19 protein-coding genes and 3 pseudogenes are annotated in these 17,738 nt (G+C 60.4%); 8 read left to right on the top strand and 14 right to left on the bottom strand.

All coding sequences use genetic code 11. The annotated features are described in order from the left end of the window. Positions 1–215: 215 nt before the first annotated feature. The gene (locus ACIP1X_RS03345) at positions 216–575 is read left to right on the top strand and encodes a DUF6124 family protein (RefSeq protein ID WP_400749342.1); all 360 of its coding nucleotides are present in this window, start codon (positions 216–218) and stop codon (positions 573–575) included. A gap of 143 nt (positions 576–718) precedes the next feature. Here ACIP1X_RS03345 and ACIP1X_RS03340 read toward each other — a convergent pair whose 3' ends face one another. The 3 genes from ACIP1X_RS03340 to ACIP1X_RS03330 all read right to left on the bottom strand — a co-directional run bounded on the left by ACIP1X_RS03340 (position 719) and on the right by ACIP1X_RS03330 (position 2,888). Further along, positions 719–1,675: a zinc-binding alcohol dehydrogenase family protein gene (locus ACIP1X_RS03340; protein ID WP_400749339.1), complete on the bottom strand. Its 957-nt coding sequence runs from the start codon at positions 1,673–1,675 to the stop codon at positions 719–721. A gap of 30 nt (positions 1,676–1,705) precedes the next feature. After that, the gene (locus ACIP1X_RS03335) at positions 1,706–1,879 is read right to left on the bottom strand and encodes a DUF1427 family protein (protein WP_082341460.1); all 174 of its coding nucleotides are present in this window, start codon (positions 1,877–1,879) and stop codon (positions 1,706–1,708) included. 235 nt (positions 1,880–2,114) lie between these two features. Next, complete coding sequence (locus ACIP1X_RS03330; RefSeq protein WP_212545678.1) at positions 2,115–2,888, bottom strand: helix-turn-helix domain-containing protein; 774 nt, start codon at positions 2,886–2,888, stop codon at positions 2,115–2,117. 136 nt (positions 2,889–3,024) lie between these two features. Between ACIP1X_RS03330 and ACIP1X_RS03325 the strand changes: the two genes are divergently transcribed. Together ACIP1X_RS03325 and ACIP1X_RS03320 are read left to right on the top strand one after the other, a co-directional pair. Continuing rightward, the gene (locus ACIP1X_RS03325; protein ID WP_053121910.1) at positions 3,025–3,252 is read left to right on the top strand and encodes a DUF6555 family protein; all 228 of its coding nucleotides are present in this window, start codon (positions 3,025–3,027) and stop codon (positions 3,250–3,252) included. A gap of 37 nt (positions 3,253–3,289) precedes the next feature. Further along, positions 3,290–3,565: a hypothetical protein gene (locus ACIP1X_RS03320; RefSeq protein ID WP_053121912.1), complete on the top strand. Its 276-nt coding sequence runs from the start codon at positions 3,290–3,292 to the stop codon at positions 3,563–3,565. 23 nt (positions 3,566–3,588) lie between these two features. Here the strand turns inward: ACIP1X_RS03320 and ACIP1X_RS03315 are convergent, their stop codons facing one another. The 3 genes from ACIP1X_RS03315 to ACIP1X_RS03305 form a co-directional block, all read right to left on the bottom strand. Continuing rightward, positions 3,589–3,756 (bottom strand): metallothionein, encoded by a 168-nt coding sequence (locus ACIP1X_RS03315; RefSeq protein WP_081730276.1) that lies wholly within the window; start codon positions 3,754–3,756, stop codon positions 3,589–3,591. Positions 3,757–4,731: 975 nt separating this feature from the next. Then, a complete protein-coding gene (locus ACIP1X_RS03310) occupies positions 4,732–5,190 on the bottom strand; it encodes a DMT family transporter (RefSeq protein WP_400749337.1) in 459 nt (152 codons plus the stop codon). Continuing rightward, positions 5,190–5,675: a DMT family transporter gene (locus ACIP1X_RS03305; RefSeq protein ID WP_400749335.1), complete on the bottom strand. Its 486-nt coding sequence runs from the start codon at positions 5,673–5,675 to the stop codon at positions 5,190–5,192. The genes ACIP1X_RS03310 and ACIP1X_RS03305 overlap by 1 nt, the downstream gene beginning before the upstream one ends. A gap of 112 nt (positions 5,676–5,787) precedes the next feature. On the opposite strand from ACIP1X_RS03305, the gene ACIP1X_RS03300 reads away from it, so the two are divergent. Continuing rightward, positions 5,788–6,723, top strand: a complete 936-nt coding sequence (locus ACIP1X_RS03300) for a LysR family transcriptional regulator (protein WP_400749332.1) — start codon at positions 5,788–5,790, stop codon at positions 6,721–6,723. A 214-nt stretch (positions 6,724–6,937) separates the two neighbouring features. Here the strand turns inward: ACIP1X_RS03300 and ACIP1X_RS03295 are convergent. The 3 genes and pseudogenes from ACIP1X_RS03295 to ACIP1X_RS03285 form a co-directional block, all read right to left on the bottom strand. Continuing rightward, positions 6,938–7,531: pseudogene (locus ACIP1X_RS03295) on the bottom strand (methyl-accepting chemotaxis protein); the annotation flags it as partial. Between the two features lie 312 nt (positions 7,532–7,843). Further along, positions 7,844–8,620, bottom strand: a pseudogene (locus tag ACIP1X_RS03290) (cache domain-containing protein); the annotation flags it as partial. Between the two features lie 201 nt (positions 8,621–8,821). Next, positions 8,822–10,141 (bottom strand): Na+/H+ antiporter family protein, encoded by a 1,320-nt coding sequence (locus ACIP1X_RS03285; protein ID WP_212545675.1) that lies wholly within the window; start codon positions 10,139–10,141, stop codon positions 8,822–8,824. A gap of 196 nt (positions 10,142–10,337) precedes the next feature. Here ACIP1X_RS03285 and ACIP1X_RS03280 point away from each other — a divergent pair. Together ACIP1X_RS03280 and ACIP1X_RS03275 are read left to right on the top strand one after the other, a co-directional pair. Next, a pseudogene (locus ACIP1X_RS03280) lies at positions 10,338–11,858 on the top strand (HAMP domain-containing protein); the annotation flags it as partial. A gap of 102 nt (positions 11,859–11,960) precedes the next feature. Beyond that, positions 11,961–12,716, top strand: a complete 756-nt coding sequence (locus ACIP1X_RS03275; protein WP_400749427.1) for a methyl-accepting chemotaxis protein — start codon at positions 11,961–11,963, stop codon at positions 12,714–12,716. Positions 12,717–12,754: 38 nt separating this feature from the next. Here the strand turns inward: ACIP1X_RS03275 and ACIP1X_RS03270 are convergent, their stop codons facing one another. The 5 genes from ACIP1X_RS03270 to ACIP1X_RS03250 are packed head-to-tail and all read right to left on the bottom strand — an operon-like array spanning position 12,755 to position 15,956. Next, positions 12,755–13,306 (bottom strand): hypothetical protein, encoded by a 552-nt coding sequence (locus ACIP1X_RS03270; RefSeq protein WP_400749330.1) that lies wholly within the window; start codon positions 13,304–13,306, stop codon positions 12,755–12,757. 48 nt (positions 13,307–13,354) lie between these two features. Continuing rightward, positions 13,355–14,668, bottom strand: coding sequence for a sensor histidine kinase (locus ACIP1X_RS03265; protein ID WP_400749327.1), 1,314 nt, complete (start codon positions 14,666–14,668; stop codon positions 13,355–13,357). Then, the gene (locus ACIP1X_RS03260) at positions 14,665–15,333 is read right to left on the bottom strand and encodes a response regulator transcription factor (RefSeq protein WP_053121928.1); all 669 of its coding nucleotides are present in this window, start codon (positions 15,331–15,333) and stop codon (positions 14,665–14,667) included. The genes ACIP1X_RS03265 and ACIP1X_RS03260 overlap by 4 nt, the downstream gene beginning before the upstream one ends. A gap of 3 nt (positions 15,334–15,336) precedes the next feature. Beyond that, the gene (locus tag ACIP1X_RS03255) at positions 15,337–15,648 is read right to left on the bottom strand and encodes a PepSY domain-containing protein (RefSeq protein WP_053121930.1); all 312 of its coding nucleotides are present in this window, start codon (positions 15,646–15,648) and stop codon (positions 15,337–15,339) included. Then, positions 15,648–15,956: a PepSY domain-containing protein gene (locus ACIP1X_RS03250; RefSeq protein ID WP_053121932.1), complete on the bottom strand. Its 309-nt coding sequence runs from the start codon at positions 15,954–15,956 to the stop codon at positions 15,648–15,650. The genes ACIP1X_RS03255 and ACIP1X_RS03250 overlap by 1 nt, the downstream gene beginning before the upstream one ends. Positions 15,957–16,205: 249 nt before the next feature. Between ACIP1X_RS03250 and ACIP1X_RS03245 the strand changes: the two genes are divergently transcribed. Together ACIP1X_RS03245 and queD are read left to right on the top strand one after the other, a co-directional pair. Then, entirely contained in the window at positions 16,206–17,285 is a 1,080-nt protein-coding gene (locus ACIP1X_RS03245) for a patatin-like phospholipase family protein (protein ID WP_400749326.1), read from the top strand. Between the two features lie 85 nt (positions 17,286–17,370). Beyond that, a complete protein-coding gene (queD, locus tag ACIP1X_RS03240) occupies positions 17,371–17,727 on the top strand; it encodes a 6-carboxytetrahydropterin synthase QueD (protein ID WP_007915588.1) in 357 nt (118 codons plus the stop codon). Positions 17,728–17,738 lie beyond the last annotated feature (11 nt).

Below are 17,738 nucleotides of genomic sequence, written 5' to 3'. Positions count from 1 at the left end.
TTTGTGGGTCGTTGACGAATCAGCGATCGGGTTTCGCAGCCCGGATCAATCGAGGCGCACAGTGCAGCTGACAGCATTGCGTTATGGCGGCTGTGCGCGGGATACCTTCGGGTATGCCGGGTTCCTTGATTCCCGGTCTGCGAACCTGCGTACAGCTGCCACCCCATTCGTTTCGCAGCGAACCGTGGCGGCTCCAACAATCAAGGAGCTTCACCATGTTCAAACCAACACCCAACCCACCCGACATCGACACCACGTCCCCCTACGAATCCCCTCATTCGCGCAAACTCCACGACGCCGCTGAACGTGCGCTTGATCACTACCTCTGCCCCGGTGCGACTCACAATGATCCGCGTCTGCCGAGCCTGATGTTCGTCATCGCGCCCAATATCAAAACCGAAGATCTGCTAGCCCACGCTTGTGAATCGATGGCTTCGGCCAGTGTGATGCTCAGTGATTTTGCCGCGGCGCTCGACACGCCGTATCGCCACACGTTGCTGGGGATTCAGCAGGTGGTGATGCTCGGGGAACTGGCGGTGAATCGGGCGCTGGATAATCTAGAAGTGCCCGCGTAACCCCAGACGACACAGTCCCTTGTAGGAGCTGAGCTTGCTCGCGAAGGCGGTGGGTCAGTCGACTGAGAGGTTGGCTGATCCACCGTTTTCGCGAGCAAGCTCGGCTCCTACAGGTTTTGCGTTGTCAGGGGAATTTGGGGGGCTCAGGGAATCAGGATGATTTTGTCGCCGCCGCCCTCGTTGACTTCGGTGTAGCGCGCCAGGCCGTCGGCCAGTGGTGATTCGACAAGGCCTTGCGGCAACGGCAGCGAGCCTTCGTCGAAGAGTTGGCCGAACTGGTTCAACATCGCTGCGCAGGCTTCGACGCCGTAGAGCAATGTGTTGACGCCGACCACCGAACCGCCCTTGCGATACAACGCCAGTGCCGGCAACTGCACTTGGCCGTCTACCGGTGCGGCGATGATTGCGATTCGGCCGAAGATTGCCAGCGCCGCCACCGAGGCGGGCAGCCAGAAACCGGTGGTGTCGAAGATCACTTCAGCGCCGCCCTGATACACCGCGTTGACCTGCGCACCGAGGTCTTCGGGTTTATCCAGTTGAATCGTCTGGTAGCCCTGCGCGTGCAACTCCGCCACCTGCTCCGGACGCCGCGCCGCTGCCAGGATTTTTGCACCGCGCACTTTGGCCAGCGCTAATGCCGCTGTGGCGACCGCACCGCCGCCAATCACCAGCAAACGCGTGTCGGCTTTGACGAGGCTGCGCTCCAACGCATCCCACGCCGTGGTGTACGGCACGCCAAGGCTGGCGGCTTGGGTGAAGCTCAGGCGCGACGGCTTGAGGGCGACACCGTTGGCCGGCAGCTTGACGAATTGCGCGTGGGAACCGTCGGCGAAAAAGCCCAGCTCACGGCCCGTGCCCCAGACTTCCTGACCGATCAACGCTTGCGGGCCTTCGACCACGACACCGGCGAAATCGCGCCCGGGAATCCGTGGCAACGTGGTGTAGGGGAAACGTCCGAGCACATTTTTCACGTCGCTGGGATTGAGCCCGGCCGCTTTGATCTGCACCAGGACTTCATCGGCGCCGGCCACCGGGGTCGGCACGTCGACGAAGCGCAGGGAGGACAGGTCGCCGGTTTTATCGAATTGCAGTGCTTTCATGGAGTGATCCACCGAAGGAGAAAGGAAGATTCAGGACAACCAAGCGGCGACCCATTGCCGGCCCATCGGCCACAGCTGCTCACCCGCAAGCATGCCGAGCAGACCGACCAGCGCGATGGCCGGCGGCGCGGGAGAACGGAAGTCGAGCGCGCCGTACAACAGGCCAACGCCGAGGCCGATGGCCAGCGAAATCAGGTAGTTCATGGGGAGAACTCTGCCGTTTGAAAGGAATGGGCAGAGTGTAGGGAGGCTCGGCGAAGGGCACCGGCCAAGGACTTCTGAATTTCGGACAAACCTGCCGACATCACCACAAAACCTTGTAGGAGCATGGCTTGCCAGCGAAGGCGTCCATTCAGCCAACATTGATATTGCTGACACTCCGCTTTCGCTGGCAAGCCATGCTCCTACAGAGTTTGTGCAGGTTCAGGAAGTAGCGTCGTTACAACGTGAACTGAGACGGGGCGACGCCCAGTTCGCGGCGGAACATGTCGCTGAAGCTGCTCGGTGAATAGCCGAGTTCGCGGGCAATCACACTCACCGCCACACCCTGAATCAACTCCGCCACCGCCGTCGCCAGTTGTACCTGTCGCCGCCACTCGGCGAAGCCCATGCCCAGACTGTCCTTGAACAACCGCGCCAACGTGCGCACGCTGGCCCCGGCGTTTTCCGCGTGCTGTTCGAACGGGATCTCCAGCGACGGCGCGGCCATCACTGCCTGGCAAAGATTCATCAGGCGCCGATCGGAATCATCCGGCATCGGGATTTTCAGCTGCGAACGCCTTGCGCGCTGCAACTCCAACAACGCCAAACCAACCAACGCCTCGTAATACGCCGGCTCACCGCTGTCGCCCTGCTCCACCAGCCCGACGATCAACTCGCGCAGCAAACCACCGACCTCGATCACCTGCACCGTCTGATCCAGCGTCGCCGCCAGCGCCGGGCGCAGGTAGATATTGCGCATCTGCAAATCCGACACCACGCGAATCCCGTGCGGCACCCCGGGCGGCAACCACACCGCGCGCTGCGGCGGCACCACCAGCGCTTCATGCGGCGTCTCGACCCACATCACCCCGCTCATCGCGTACAGCAACTGGCCCCAGTCATGCTCATGCGGCTCGATAAACAACCCGCGCGGATACGTGCGCGCCAGCGGTTGCACGGGCACATCGATGTCAGTGAAATCGGGGGGCGTGGCGAGGGCCATGGTGAGCATTCATTGGGGTTGACGGAGCCGCCATGGTAACCAGTCGCCCGAAACCTCGCCAACGATAGATACCGTCGGACAATCCGAATGAATTTTCCCGGTGCTCAGCGATCCCTCTATTACCACAGGGAGGAATACGGGCTTTATGAACAACGCAAAACTCTACGTCATCGAGTACACCCTTCACGGCACAGCCAAGTCGTTCATTATCCGCTCGGACAAAATGGACAACACCGAGGCGTGGCACTGGGCGAGTTGCGATGCCGGCGTGGGTCGCATTCCGCGCTTTGGTCGTGAAAAAGTACAGAAGACCAGCAAACCGATGGCGGAAAAATTCGGCGTGGAAAACGTCGTCTGGCGACCGACCAGCTAAGCTCAGCCTGCACGCGAACATTCGGGGGAATGCAACCATGATCGATTTCAGCAGCAGCCCGGCGCATCTGGACTACGGCCTCGACACATTGTTTGGGCGTATCACCAAAAGCGTGGATTGCCGCGTGGGTCTGGAAGCGGTCGATGATGATCCGTATTGCTTCGCCCTGAGAGTGCCAGCGCCGTTACCGGAAGACCTCGACCAGGCGAAAACCGTGGTGGTTCGGGTTGAGGGGCGGCGATTGCAAGGCACGGTGCGGCATACCGAGCGGCTGGATGATGAAAGTCTGAAACTGGAAGTGGAGCCTGATTAGGCTCCACTTTTTTTTGCCTGTGTTTATTTGGGATGTGCGCAGTGGCAGCCTTTGCTTGAGCATTCTTCGCCACCTTTGTGGTGGTGGGCGCAGGCTTCGCAGCAGTAGTGTTTGCCGTGTACGGCGTAGGCATGATCGCCTTCTTTGATGGTGCATTTGCAGTTTGGGCAATCGCATTTTCTATCGGGCATGGGGCAGACTCCTTGGGTGGTGGTTGTCTGGGGCTTTTAGGTAAGCCGTGATTACCAGTGTAGGAGCTGCCGAAGGCTGCGATCTTTTGATTTTGCTTGTTTGGGTTTTTGGGGGTTTTGGGGGTTTGGGGTTTTGGGGGCATATCCGTTGCTGCGGGTGGGGCTTCTGGCGGTTTCGCTCTTACAGCGACTCACTTTTCCAAACGCCGAAAAGTAAGCAAAAGGCTTGGCCCCCGGCGTACGGCACTTCGCTGAGGCTCAGTGTTCCCTCGCTACGGTGTCCATCCGGGGGCATCGCCTACGGTTTGCTTCGCTGCACCTCCTCTCGATGTATGCGGCTACGCCGCACGGCGCTACGCGCCTACCCCGGATGAACACCTACGCTCGGCCTGCCGATGGGGGCCAAAATCAAAAGCCAGATCAAGATCAAGATCAAGATCAAGATCAAGAGCCCCTCACCCTAGCCCTCTCCCGGAGGGAGAGGGGACTGATTGCGTGGAATGGAAGAGCTACGCCGACGTGATATACCGAGTTGAATGCACATTTTGAAAGGCCCACCATCGGCTCCCTCTCCCCCGGGAGAGGGCTGGGGTGAGGGGCGAATCCAACGCAAATCAAAAAGCCGTGCGCACCCCGCTCTTCACCACTCAATAGGCCGAGTGTCAGCTCGCCTGCTTTTGATCTTAGAGCCCGTCGGCAGGCTGAGTGGAGGGATCGATCCGGGGGTGGGAGCGCAGCGACCGTTTGGCGCAGCCAAACACAGCGAGAGGAGGTGCAGCGAAGCAAACCGTAGGCGCTGCCCCCCGGATCGATCCCGCAGCGAAGGAACCCCGAGCCCCAGCGAGCGGGCCGAACGTCAGGGCACAGACCTTTTGGTTACTTTTGGGGCGTTTGCCAAAAGTGACCCGCCGTAAGGGCGGAACCATAACCAGCCATCACCGCAGCAACGGATATGCCCACACCCCCAAAACAAAATCAATCAGAACCCCGCACACTACTCCGATACATAAACACCAAAGCCCCCGCCAAAAGCACCATCGCCAACACCCGACTCCCCGACAACTCAATCGCCGGATTCCCGAACCAGCCAAAATTATCAATCAACATCCCCATCCCCAACTGCCCGACAATCACCGCCACCGTCGCCACCGCCGTCCCCACACGAGGCACCGCGCCCACCATGACAATCATATAAACCACCCCAAACAGCGCCCCACTCAACTGCCACTTCGGCACATCCAACAACCCCACCGCATGCGCCGGTTCAAAAAACAAAATCAACAACCCGGTCACCAACGCACCCACAGCAAACGTCAACAAACTACTGCGCAAGACACCAACGGTTTCCCCCAAGCGCCCATTGATCGCCGCCTGAACACTCAACACCGCACCCGCCGCCACCACCACAGCCAACAAAATAACCAGATTCATCATCAACCCCGCGCAATCAAAACAAGTGCCGCGACAATCAACAGCAGCGCCAACCAACGCTCACCGTTGACCTTCTTGCGCGTCGCCCCGAACCAGCCGAAATGATCGATCATCACACTCTTGCCGACCTGCCCGGAAAGAATCGCGATCATCGTCATGGCGATACCAATGTGCGGCGTGGCCAAGGTCAGCACCACCACATAAATCGGCCCGAGCAAACCACCGATCAACTGCCAGCGCGGCAGCGTGTTCAGCGCTGGCCCTTTCTGTGGCCCCGCAAACAACAGCAGCAAAAACAGAATCGCCGAGCCCACGCCAAAGATGCTCAACGTCGCCCACAAATGCCCGACCTGCGCACCCAACGGCCCGAGCAAACCCGCCTCCACTGACAAACCCATCCCCGCCAGAATCACCAGCGGCAGCAACAATAAGCGCAACCCCGGCTTGGCCACCGGCGGCGCAACACTCACTTCATCCAACGTTTGCATAAATACAATCCAGCCCAGTCAACAATGGCGCGGATTATCGGCTGGCGTCGCTGTGCGATAAATGGGAGCATCCGGACAACACTTTTGCGCAACACGCACAGCAGGACAGACCATGCTCGGCCTCAACGAACTCGGATTCAAAGCGCTGCGACTGTTTGTGGCCGTGCTCGATCACGGCAGTTTTTCCGAAGTCGCCCGTCGCGAAGGCGTGGCGCCCTCCTCGATTTCGCGGCAGATCCAGTTGATGGAGCAAGCGCTGAACCAGCAATTGCTCTACCGCCACACCCGCGCCGTCACGCCGACCGAAGCCGGGCGCATGCTCGGCCATCACGCGCGATTGGTGTTGGTGCAATTGGAAGAAGCCGAACAGGCGTTGCAGGAACAGCAAAGCGAACCCACCGGCCTGGTGCGCATCAACGCCCCGGTGGTGTTCGGCCAGCGCCATCTGACGCCGTGGCTGGGCAAGTTGTGCGCGCGCTACCCGAAGCTGCAACTGGATATTCAGCAGACCGACCATTACGTCGATCCGCTGCAAGAAGGCGCGGATCTGCTGTTCCGCATCGGCCCGCTGCACGACTCCAGCATGCAAGCGCGGATTCTGGCACCGCACCGCTTTCAGGTCGCGGCCAGCCCGGCGTATCTAAAACGCCACGGCACCCCGCGACACCCTGACGATCTCGCGCAACACCAGTGCCTCGCGTACAAAGGCGCGGCCGGACTGCAGCGCTGGTTTTTCCGGCGCGATGGGCAGGACTGGACGCCGTACTCGGTGAAAGGCCCGATCACCGGCAACCACGCCGACACCCTCACCCAAGCCGCCGAACAGGGCTTGGGGCTGGTGATGTTTCCGTCGTGGCTGATTGGCGAGGCGGTGCGCGAAGGCACGTTGGTGCCGGTGTTGGGCGAGTATCAGGTGTCGAACAGTCTGGAGCCGCAGCAGATTGCGGTGCTGTGGCCGGGGAGTCGGCGCTTGTCGGTGAAGGTGCGCACCGTCATCGACTTCTTTATCGAATGCTTCGGCGAAGTGCCTTATTGGGATCGGGCTTGAAGGGGTGAAGGGTTGAAGATCAAGAGCCCCTCACCCTAGCCCTCTCCCCGAGGGAGAGGGGACTGACCGAGATGTCTCGCGCCTTACATCGACCTGAAATATCGAGTCGATTATGGATTCATAGCAGAGCTTTCAGGTCGGCGCATTTCTGCAATATCCCCCAATCAGTCCCCTCTCCCTCCGGGAGAGGGCTAGGGTGAGGGGCTTTTCAAAGTCAAATCCGAAACTGGCCTACGAGCTTGCCAAGCCGCTGACCAAGATCCGCCAAACTACGCGAAGTCTGCGCCCCCAACTGCGTCTCATCCGCCACGCTGTCCACCGCCACCGCAATCTGGTGCACGCTGCGATTGATTTCTTCCGCCACCGCCGTCTGCTCTTCCGCCGCGCTGGCGATCTGCGCGTTCATCGAGTTGATCGTCGCAATCAACGACGCCATGGTATCCAGCGAAGCCCCGGCCTGATTGGCCTGCGCCGACGTGCCGTCACCCGCCTCACTGGATCGGCGCATCGCTTCCACCGCCGACTGCGTCCCGGCCTGCAAACGATCAATCATCCCCTGAATTTCCTGGGTGCTGATCTGCGTGCGACTGGCCAGCGCGCGCACTTCATCCGCCACCACCGCAAACCCACGCCCGGCCTCACCGGCCCGCGCCGCTTCGATCGCTGCGTTCAGTGCGAGCAGGTTGGTCTGCTCGGCAATCGAACGAATCACCCCGAGCACGCCGACAATCGAGCTCACGTCCTGCTGCAAGCTATCCAGCGAAACGCCGCTGCTGCGGATGTCATCGACCAACGCATGAATCTGTTTGATGCTGCCGGCCACCACGCGCTTGGCGCTCTGGCCTTCTTCGTCAGTCTGTTGCGCAGCGACAGCGGCATTCTGCGCGCTCTTCGCCACTTCCTGCGCGGCGGCGGACATTTCGTTGATCGCCGTCGCCACCTGATCGGTCTCGTGACGCTGGCGCTCCATCGCCTGATCCGAGCGCTGCGCCTGATCCGAGACTTGCGTCACCAGCCCGGTGAGTTGCGTGGTCATCTCGGTGATCTGCCGCACCAGTCCGTGAATCTTGTCGACGAAGCGGTTGAACGAGCCGGCCAGTTCGCCGAGTTCATCCTGACTGGTGATGTTCAGACGACGGGTCAGATCGCCCTCGCCCGCCGCGATGTCATCGAGATTCGCCTTCATCAGCGTCAGCGGACGCAGGATGGTATTGGCCAGCAACATGCCCGCCGCCGCGATCACCAGCAGCACAATCACGGCGACGCCAACGATGCTCAGCACCACGCCTTGCATGCGCTCCTGCACTTGCGTTTGCACCAGCGCCACTTGCGCTTCGATGCCGTCGAGGTTGACCGAAGTACCGACCGCCATGTCCCACTTCGCCAGGTATTCGGTGTAGCCGAGTTTCGGCACAAGCACCTGCGCATTGCCCGGCAGCGGCGAACTGTATTGCAGATAGTGCGTGCCGTCCTTCGCCACTTTCACCAGGCCCTGGTTGACGTAAACGCCTTTCGGGTCGCGGTTGTCCTTGAAGCTTTTGCCCACGCCTTCCGGATCGTTAGCCTTGAACAGGCGCACGGTCTCGGAGTCGTAGCCGAAGAAGTAGCCGTCCTTGCCGTAGCGAATGCCCGAGAGCAGTTTGATCGCCTGCGCGCGCGCCGCGTCATCGCCGGGGGCGGCAGCGTCGTAGAGCGGTTTGATCGTGGTCATGGCCACGGCGACGTAACTTTGCAGGGTGGCTTTGGCGTCGCCGAGCAAGCGCTCGCGCGTCTGCTCGACCTCGTTGTGCGCCTGTTGCTGAAGGATGAACAGCGTGGTCAGGCTGATGACCAGCGCAAAGAGCAGCACCGGGAGGACGGCGAGGGACAGGACTTTAGCCTTGAGGCTCAGGCGCATTGGGGGCTCACTCTTTTGGTTTTATTGGCGTGGTTAAAGGCTTTAACGGCACGCACAAGCAAAAGTTGAATCGTGAGGCTCACCCCATTCCCCCTGTGGGAGCGGGCTTGCTCGCGAATGCGCTGTGTCAGTTAACAATGACGGTGACTGACAGGACGCCTTCGCGAGCAAGCCCGCTCCCACAGTTGGGATTTGTGGTGCTTAGAGAACCATCGCGGCCACCCAGCCGAACGCCAGCAGCGGCAGGTTGTAGTGCAGAAACGTCGGCACCACGGTGTCCCAGATATGGTGATGCTGGCCGTCAACGTTCAAACCGGAGGTTGGCCCCAATGTCGAGTCCGACGCTGGCGAGCCGGTATCGCCCAGTGCCCCGGCGGTGCCGACGATGCACACGATCGCCATCGGGCTGAAGCCGAGTTGCACGCACAACGGCACGAAAATCGCCGCCAGAATCGGCACCGTCGAGAACGACGAACCGATCCCGATGGTCACCATCAGGCCCACCAGCAACATCAACAACGCGCCAATCGCCCGACTGTGATTGATCCACGCCGCTGCGCTTTCGACCAGCGTGCGCACTTCGCCGGTGGCTTTGAGCACTTCGGCAAAACCCGAGGCAGAGATCATGATGAAGCCGATCATCGCCATCATCTTCATGCCTTCGGTGAACAGGTCGTCGGTTTCACGCCACTTCACAATGCCCGACGCCGAGAAGATCAGAAAACCGGCGAGCGCGCCGATAATCATCGAGTCGAGCAGCAACTGAATGATGAACGCCGCGGCAATCGCCAGACCGGCAATGCCAATGGTTTTCGGGTTGTAGGCAACGCTGACCTGCTCGACCTGCTCGATCTTTTCCAGATCGTAAACGCGCTTTTTGCGGTAGCTGAAGAACACCGCCACCAACAGACCGAAGACCATGCCCAGCGCCGGAATGGCCATGGCGTGCATGACATTGATCTGGCTGATGTCGACGCCGGCCTTGCTGACGTTGGCCAGCAGGATCTGGTTGAGGAAGATGTTGCCGAAGCCGACCGGGAACACCATGTACGGCGTGATCAGACCGAAGGTCATGACGCAGGCGATCAAGCGGCGGTCGAGTTGCAGCTTGGTCAGTACATATAGAAGTGGCGGCACCAGCAGTGGAATGAAGGCGATGTGGATTGGCAGGATGTTCTGCGAAGCAATCGCAACCACCCACAACAGACCGATCAACAGCCATTTGACACTGCCGCCACCGCTCGAATGTTGACGATCGACCATCGCCAGCGCCTTGTCGGCCAATGCGTGGGCCAGGCCCGATTTGGCAATCGCCACGGCGAAAGCACCGAGCAACGCGTAGGACAACGCCACGGTCGCGCCGCCGCCCAGGCCGCTGTTGAACGCCTTGAGCGTGGCGTCGATACCCAAACCACCGGTCAGGCCGCCGACCAGCGCGCCGACGATCAAAGCGATCACCACGTGCACGCGCGACAGGCTGAGAATCAGCATGACGCCGACCGCCGCTATGACTGCATTCATTTCACTACCTCAAAAAACACTGCGGTGGACAACCGACCGCCAGACAGAATGAGTCCGCCAACGCTAAACCGGCGGATTTGTAAAGAGGGTCTTATTAGAAGGGCGCGCACTGTGCCGCAGAGTGGCGGCGGTGTCAAAACATCGAAGGCTACTCACAACCCTTGATCGTCCCCACGCTCTGCGTGGGAACGCCTCAATGGACGCTCTGCGTCCGCTTTGGGACGCGGAGCGTCCCGGGCTGCATTCCCACGCGGAGCGTGGGAACGATCAATATCCGGGGCCAGGCACAAACTTTGTGTTTGCCCCAAAAAGGTGTTTCAGCCATGGCCTGTGGCAATTAGTCATATTGTGTTTCAGGGATAAAGAAAGCCGATTCGCGGCCGTTACAGTGCAAAGTCGCAGATATTTATCGAATAAGGACGTCTCCATGTCGCTCAGACAACTTTCCATCCAATGGAAAATCACCCTGCTCGCCGGCCTTTGCCTGGCCGGTATCGTGACCCTGTTGGTGGGTCTTTCGCTGTATCGCATGGAGCACAGTTCCGCACTGGTGAAAGCTTCGAGCATGGAGATGCTCACCGAGTCGGCGCAGGCGCGCATCGAGTCCCAGGGCGAAGTGCAATCGGCGGGCATTCGCCAGCAATTCATGGACGCCTATCAGTACGGCCACGGGTTTTCGCGTCAGGTGCTGTTCCTGCGTGAACAGGCCGAGAAGCGCTTCCTCGACGCTTTCGACCTGCGCGAAGACATGACCCGTCAGGTCAAATCCGCGCTGCAAGCCAACCCGGATCTGCTCGGTCTGTCGCTGGTGTTCGAAGCCAATGCACTGGACGGCAAAGACGAATTGTTCGCCAACCAGGCCGAACTGGGCAGCAACGACAAGGGCCGTTTCGCTCTGTACTGGTCGCAACCGACGCCGGGCAAAATCAGCTCGATGGCGCTGCCGGAAAGCGACATGGCCGACACCAGCACCGGCCCGTCCGGTCAGGCGGCCAATGCCTGGTTTACCTGCCCGCGCACCACACTCAAACCCTGCGTGATCGAACCGTACTTCTACGTGATCGACGGCCACAACGTGCTGATGACCAGCATCGTGTTCCCGCTGGTGGTGGATGGCAAAGTCATCGCCTCGCTGTCGGTCGACATCAACCTCAACAGCCTGCAAGCCACCAGCCAGAGCGCGAGCAAGAAGCTCTATGACGGCCAGACCGCCGTGAGCATCATCAGCCCCGCCGGCTTGCTCGCCGGTTACAGCCCGGACGCCGGCAAACTCAGCCAGCGTCTGGATGCGGTCGACAAAACCAGCGGCGCTGAGCTGCTGCGGCTATTGGCCTCGAACAGCAACGTCACCAGCCTGCACAGCAACGGCCAGTTGAAAGTGCTGTCGCCATTCCAACCGATTCCCGGCGGCCCGTCGTGGGGCGTGCTGCTCGATGTACCGGAAAAAGTCCTCGTCAGCCGCGCTGAATCGCTCAAGCAACAACTGGACGCGAGCAACACCTCAGGCACGTTGATTGAGCTGAGTCTCGGCGTGCTCGCCGCGCTGATCGGCCTGCTGCTGGTGTGGCTGATGGCGCGCAGCGTGACCAAACCGATCCTCGGTGTGGCGCACATGCTCGAAGACATCGCCAGCGGTGAAGGCGATCTGACCCGCCGTCTGGCCTACGACAAGAAGGACGAACTCGGTCAATTGGCCGGTTGGTTCAACCGCTTCCTCGATAAATTGCAGCCGATCATTGCCGACGTCAAACGCTCGGTGCAGGACGCTCGCGACACGGCCGATCAGTCCTCGGCCATCGCCACGCAAACCAGCGCCGGCATGGAGCAGCAATACCGTCAGGTCGATCAGGTTGCCACCGCGTCCCACGAAATGAGCGCCACCGCACAAGACGTCGCGCGCAGTGCCGCGCAAGCTGCCGAAGCCGCCAAGGACGCCGATCGCGCCACCCGTCAAGGCCTCACCGTGATCGACCGCACCACCGCGATCATCGACACCCTCGCCGCCGACATGAGCGCGGCGATGGTGCAGGTCGAAGGCCTTGCCGCGAACAGCGAGAAAATCGGCGCTGTGCTGGAAACCATCCGCGCCATCGCCGAGCAGACCAACCTGCTGGCCCTCAACGCCGCGATTGAAGCAGCGCGCGCCGGTGAAGCCGGACGTGGTTTTGCCGTGGTTGCTGATGAAGTACGCAACCTCGCGCGCCGCACGCAGGAATCGGTGGAAGAAACCCGTCAGGTGATCGAACAACTGCAGACCGGGACGCAGGAAGTGGTCGGTTCGATGGGCAACAGCCATCGTCAGGCGCAGGGCAGTGTCGAACAGGTTGGCCAAGCGGTGACTGCGCTGCGCCAGATCGGCGACGCGGTGACGGTGATCAGCGACATGAACCTGCAGATCGCCAGCGCGGCAGAAGAACAGAGCGCCGTGGCGGAAGAGATCAACAACAACGTGGCTACGATTCGCGATGTGACGGAATCGTTGTCCGGCCAGGCGAATGAGTCGGCGCGGGTGAGTCAGTCGCTGAACAGCCTGGCGAATCAGCAACAGAGTTTGATGGATCAGTTTCGGGTGTGACCCGGGATTTTGGGGGTGTCAGGTAAATCCTTTCCCCCTCACCCCAGCCCTCTCCCCCAAGGGGTAGAGGGGAAAGGGAGCCGATCTATGTGCTTTTCAAAACCTGAGTTCGACTCGATATCCCAGGTCGGCGTACCTCGGCCATCCAACTCGGTCAGTCCCCTTTCCCTCCGGGAGAGGGCCAGGGTGAGGGGCTTTTGCTTTTCAAAACCTGAGTTCAACTCGATATCCCAAGTCGGCGTATCTCGGCCATCCAACTCGGTCAGTCCCCTCTCCCTCCGGGAGAGGGCTAGGGTGAGGGGCTTTTGCTTTTCAAAACCTGAGTTCAACTCGATATCCCAAGTCGGCGTATCTCGGCCATCCAACTCGGTCAATCCCCTCTCCCTCCGGGAGAGGGCCAGGGTGAGGGGCTTTTGCTTTTCAAAACCTGAGTTCAACTCGATATCCCAAGTCGGCGTATCTCGGCCATCCAAATCGGTCAGTCCCCTCTCCCTCCGGGAGAGGGCTAGGGTGAGGGGCTTTTGCTTTTCAAAACTTGAGTTCGACTCGTTATCCCAAGTCGGCGGACCTCGGCCATCCAACTCGGTCAATCCCCTCTCCCTCCGGGAGAGGGCTAGGGTGAGGGGCTTCTAAAAGCCTCACCGCCGAGGCAGTTCAATCAACACTTTCAGCCCGCCCCACTCGCTTTCCATCAACATCAGCGTCCCGCCCCACGTATCGACAATATCGCGCACAATCCCCAAACCCAACCCATGCCCGTGCGTCTGCTCGTCCAGCCGCGCTCCACGACTGAACACCTGCGCGCGCTGTTCTTCAGGGATCCCCGGCCCGTCATCTTCCACGCTCAAGGCGAAACCTTCGGCGCTCTCAACAACGCTCAAACGCACCTCGGCATCCGCCCACTTGCAGGCGTTGTCGAGCAGATTGCCCAGCAGCTCCAGCAAATCCTCACGATCCCACGGCAACTGCAATCCCGCCGGCGCGACATAACTCAACGCCAGATGCTCGCCATGAATCATGTTCAGCGTCGCCAGCAACCCTGGCAGTTCTGCATCGCAATCAAACAACGCCCCCGGCAACGCATCACCAGACAATCGTGCACGATTCAGTTCACGGTTGAGCCGTTGCTGCACCTGTTCCAGTTGTTCGAGAAGAATCTTGCGCAGCTCGGGATGGGCATCGAGTTTCTCGCTCGACGTCAGGCTCAACAGCACCGCCAACGGCGTTTTCAACGCATGCCCGAGGTTGCCCAAGGCATTACGCGAACGCTTAAGACTGTCCTCGGTGTGCGCAAGCAAATGGTTGATCTGCGCCACCAGCGGTTCCAGTTCCACCGGCACCTGATCATCCAGTTGTGAACGCTGACCCTGCTGCAATTGCGCGATCTGCTCGCGAGCCTTTTCCAACGGCTTCAGTGCGCGGCGCACGGTCAGCCGTTGCAAAAACAGAATCAGCAGCAACGCCGCCAACCCCAGACCGAGGCCGATCTGGCGCATGCGCTGAAAGCTGTCGCTGACCGGCGTGTAGTCCTGCGCAACGCTGATCGAAATCGATTGACCCAGACGCCGATAGTCCGAACGCAGCACCAACAAGCGTTGACCGTCCGGGCCCAGTTGCAAGTTGCTGTGCAGACCGGGCTGATCCAGCAGCGGCAGATCCTGATCCCACAGCGAGCGCGAACGCCAGTGGCTGTCGGCAAAATCGATGCGGAAGTAATGCCCGGAAAACGGTCGCTGATACGCCGGCGACAAGTGCCGCTCATCCAGCTGCAACCCCATGGGGCCGCGCACCAGCGCCACCAACAGGGTTTCGCTGTCGTCGCGCAGGCCGGCTTCGAGGTAACGCTGCAAACCCACTTCGAACAACCACAAACTGGTTTGCGCCAGCACCAGACCGACGATCACCATCACGCTGATCAAACCCAGGCTCAAGCGGCGCTGGATTGACCTCATGAAGCCTGCCCGCCGAACAGGTAACCCTGACCGCGACGGGTTTCGATCACGCTTTTGCCGAGCTTGCGGCGCAGGTGATTGACGTGGACTTCGAGGACGTTGGAATCGCGCTCGGTTTCACCGTCGTAGAGGTGTTCGGCAAGGTGGCTTTTGGAAAGAATTTGTTCGGGGTGCAGCATGAAATAACGCAGCAGGCGGAATTCGGCGGCGGTCAGTTGAATGTCGGTGCCGTCGCGCACCACGCACTGACGGCCCTCGTCCAGATGCAGGCCGGCGGCTTGCAACGTCGCCTGATTGGACTGGCCCTTGGAGCGGCGCAGCAGCGACTGTATGCGCAGAAACAGCTCTTCGGGGTGAAACGGTTTGGTCAGGTAATCGTCGGCGCCGGCTTTCAGGCCTTCGATGCGTTCGGCCCAGGAATCACGCGCGGTGAGGATCAGCACCGGAATCGCCAGACCGCCCGCGCGCCACTGCGCCAGCACCTCAAGCCCCGGCACACCGGGCAGACCGAGGTCGAGGATGATCAGGTCGTACGGCTCGCTGCTGCCCTGATACAGCGCATCACGGCCGTCCGCCAGCCAATCGACTGCGTAGCCTTGGCGTTGCAGACCGGCGAGCAATTCGTCGGCCAGCGGTACGTGGTCTTCCACCAAAAGCAAACGCATCGATCAATCTTCCTTGTCTTTCACTAATTCACCGGTTTCGGCCTTGAGGTGCAGCTCACGGGCGACACCCTCGACGGTAAGCAACTCGACCTCATAAATGTAGACGTCGTGTTTCTCTTCCAGCTCGACTTCCAGCAGTTTGGCGCCCGGATAACGATCCATCGCCTGCTGCAGCACTTGCTCCAGCGGCAGGATGACGCCCTGGCGACGCAGGTTCAGCGCTTCGTCCTGATCGAGGTCGCGGGCCATCGCCGCCGAGCAAAAAACTACCAGCGCCAGCGCCGTGCGGCTGGTGGCGCGAACATTAAGCTTCATTACGTATCCTGATGATCCTTGAGAACCTGCCCGGTCACCGCGTCTAATTCCAGATCCCAATTGAGACCCTGCGGATCACGCATTTCGACCTGGTAGATGTACTTGCCGTACTCTTCTTCCAGCTCGGTTTCGGTGATCGTCGAGCCCGGATGTTTGGCCAGCGCGGTCGCGTTGAGCTTCTCGAAGGAAACGATAGTACCAGCGTCACGCAGGCGCAGGGCTTCATCCGGGCCCAGATCGCGGGCATGGGCGATGCTGGCAGTGAAGCCGATGATCGCGCAAATGGACAGGGCAGTCAGGGTTTTCAAAAGGGTGTCTCCGTATTTTTTATGTATTGCTCACGGTCGGCACCTTAACCAGATGAACTTAACTGAAACTGAATTGCCATCATTCTCCCGCTCCATACACACCCCTGTAGGAGCAAAGCTTGCTCGCGAAGGCGGAACCTCAGACACATCATTGCTGAATGACACGCCGCCTTCGCGAGCAAGCTCTGCTCCTACAAGGATCTGTAACATGTGCTTATAATTGTTCGCTTGCTAACGATCGAGACCGGTATGACCGCCATCCACATCAAGTTCCCCGCCCTCACCCTCAAGGCCGGCCCACGGGCCATGGCGCGGATTCGCGCGCAGGGTCTGAACGCCGCTGACGTCGGCACCCTGCCCGGTGCGGCCGGTGGGCCGAAGGCGTTGGGGATTCAGGGGTTGGATCTGGCGCTGTTCGATGAATGGCTGCCGAGTGCGCCGCGTGAGCGTTCGCTGATTGGTGCCTCGGTCGGTTCCTGGCGCTTCGCCAGCGCTTGCCTGCCGGACGCCGCCGAAGGCATCCGCCGCCTCGGCGAGCTCTACGCCGAGCAGAATTTCAACAAAGGCGTGACCATGGCCGAGATCAGTCAGAGCTCGCAGCGCATGCTCAATGACCTGCTTGATGGTCGCGACGCGAGCATCCTCGACAACGCGCATTACCGCTTGAACATCATGGTGGTGAAAAGTCAGGGGCGTCTGGCTGATGACCATCGCGGTCGGCTCGGTCTGGCGCTGGGTTCGGTGATCGTCGACAACCTGCGCGGTCGTGCGCGACTGTCGCGGCACTTCGAACGGCTGATCATCCACGATCCGCGCCTCGCCCCGCCGGTGAATGCGCTCGACGATTTCCCGTCACGCTTCGTCGCCCTGAATGCCGGCAACTTACGTCAGGCCTTGCTGGCCTCGGGGTCGATCCCGATGGTCATGGAAGGCGTGCGCGATCTGCCGGGCGCCGGGGCTGGCACCTTCCGCGACGGCGGTTTGCTCGACTATCACCTCGACCTGCCCTACAGCGGTGACGGCATCGTGCTTTATCCGCACTTCACCGACCGGGTGATTCCGGGCTGGTTCGACAAGACCCTGCCGTGGCGCAAAGCCTCGGTGCAGCGCTTGCAGGACGTGCTGCTGCTCGCGCCGTCGAAGGAATATCTGGCGCGTCTGCCCTACGGCAAACTGCCCGATCGTAACGACTTCAAACGCTTCATGGGCGATGCGCCGAGCCGGCAGAAATACTGGCACGCGGCGATGGACGAGAGCCGCCGTCTGGGCGATGAGTTTCTCGAACTGACTGCCAACGGTCGCCTCGCCGAGCGCTTGCTGACCCTTTAGTCAGCACGGCCAAACACAAGCTGGTAAACTCGCCGCCTGCCCGAATCGCTGCGGCGAACGCCATCTGAACAGAGCTGAAAATACCGTGGAAATCTTCAAAGAGTTTACCTTCGAATCCGCCCACCGCCTGCCGCACGTCCCGGACGGCCACAAGTGCGGACGTCTGCACGGTCACTCGTTCAAAGTGGCGCTTCACCTGAGCGGCGACCTCGATCCGCACACTGGCTGGATCCGTGATTTCTCGGAAATCAAAGCGATCTTCAAGCCGTTGTACGAGCGTCTGGATCACAACTACCTGAATGACATTCCTGGCCTGGAAAACCCGACCAGCGAAGTACTGGCCAAATTCATCTGGAATGAAATGAAGCCGTTGCTGCCAGAACTCAGCGCGATCCGTATTCACGAGACGTGCACCAGCGGCTGCATCTATCGCGGCGAATAAACGTAAAAAAG

The organism is Pseudomonas sp. NPDC088885, from assembly GCF_044750025.1.
Lineage (GTDB): Bacteria > Pseudomonadota > Gammaproteobacteria > Pseudomonadales > Pseudomonadaceae > Aquipseudomonas > Aquipseudomonas rustica.
This window is presented reverse-complemented; position numbering and strand designations above follow the sequence as displayed.